Raw genomic sequence first — 1,591 nt, 5'->3', positions numbered from 1 at the left:
CCTCCCCCGAACCCAGCCACGGCCCGCCGCACGGCAGCCCGCACCAGATGGGACGCGGCGACCGGATGGGGCCCTGAGGCCCTGAGGCCGGGTGCGGGCAGGTCGGCCGCCGCGCGGTGTGGACGGCGGCCGACCGGGCACCCGAGTGCACATGTCCACCGAGAGCCTGACGCACCGCAGCTACTGGACGGACTCCGCCCCGGCCACCGAGACCACCACGTTCCCGCCGCTGCGCGAGGACCACTCCGACGTCGTTGTCGTGGGGGGCGGCCTCGTCGGCCTGCTCACCGCCTGGGAGCTCACCCGCAACGGCGCCGACGTCGTGCTGGTGGAGGCCGGTCGGATCGCCGCCGCGGTCAGCGGCCGCACCAGCGCCAAGGTGACCGCACTGCACGGCTTCACCTACTCCTCGCTGGTGGAGCGGCACGACGAGGCGACCGCCGGACTGTACGCGCGTTCCCAACTCGACGCGTTGCAGTACCTCGCGGGAGTGGTCGAAGCGCTCGACGCGGACGTCGGATGGCAGCGGGTGCCCGCCTACAGCTACGTCGAGGCCGCCCGTGAGCTGCCCCGGCTGCAGGCCGAGGAGCGGGCCGCGACCGCCGCCGGGCTCCCGGTGCGCGCGGTCACCGAGGTCGACCTGCCGTACCCGGTCGCCGGCGGGCTGCGGCTGGACGACCAGTACCAGTTCCACCCGCGCCGCTTCCTGCTGGCGGTCGCCGCCGACCTGGCGCGGCGCGGCGCGCGGATCTACGAGAACAGCCGGGTGGTGAAGCTGCACGACGGGGTCGTCGGCCGGGTGAGCACGGCGGACGGCGCCACCGCCACCGCCCCCGACGTGGTGGTCGCCACCCACTACCCGGTGTTCGACCGGTCCGGCGCGTTCGCCCGGCTGGCGGTGCGGCGCGAGGTGGTGGTGGCCGGCTCGCTGCCGGCGGGACAGGCCCCGGGGGGCATGTACCTGACGTTCGAGGACCGCACCCGCTCGCTGCGCTGCGCCCCGCTCCCCGACCCGGGACGGCGGCTGCTGATCGTCACCGGGGAGAAGTTCGCCCCCGGGGAGGAGGACGCCGCCGGGGCGTTCCACCGGCTGACCGACTGGGCGCGGGTGCGCTTCCCCGGTGTGCGGCTCAGCCACCGGTGGGCGACCCAGGACACGTTCAGCACCGACGGCCTGCCGCTGGTCGGCCGCCTCAACCCGGCCACCCGGCACGTGCTGCTGGCCACCGGCTTCGCCGGCTGGGGCATGAGCGGCGGCGCCATGGCCGCCCGGCTGCTGACCGACTACCTCACCGGGCGGCCGCGGCCGCCGTGGAGCCGGATCTACGATCCCCGTCGCCTCCCCGGCTTCTCGGAGGCCGGCGAGCTCCTCGGCCACCAGGCTTTCGTGGCCAAGCACTTCGTCGGGGACCGGCTGAACTCCGCTCCCCCGCTGACCGCGGCGGCGATCCGACCGGCCTCCACCAGCGTGTCGGCCGCCAGGTTGAACGCGCCACGCGCCTCCCCGGTGCCGGCGCTCGCGTACGCGCGCCCCACGTCGTCGGAGTGCACGGCCTGGAACCGCAGGCCCGGCACGTCCGGCACCACCGGC

At 75.9% G+C, this 1,591-nt stretch carries 1 protein-coding gene; it reads left to right on the top strand.

Features of this window, described 5'->3' with window-relative positions:
- Positions 1–151: 151 nt before the first annotated feature.
- Positions 152–1,591: NAD(P)/FAD-dependent oxidoreductase (locus tag FNX44_RS26785; protein WP_143651550.1), on the top strand; the 1,440-nt coding region annotated here is incomplete at its 3' end.

This window comes from Streptomyces alkaliterrae, assembly GCF_007097205.2.
Classification (GTDB): Bacteria; Actinomycetota; Actinomycetes; order Streptomycetales; family Streptomycetaceae; genus Streptomyces; species Streptomyces alkaliterrae.
The sequence above is the reverse complement of the archived record's forward strand: the minus strand, read 5'-3'. Positions and strand labels throughout refer to the sequence as shown.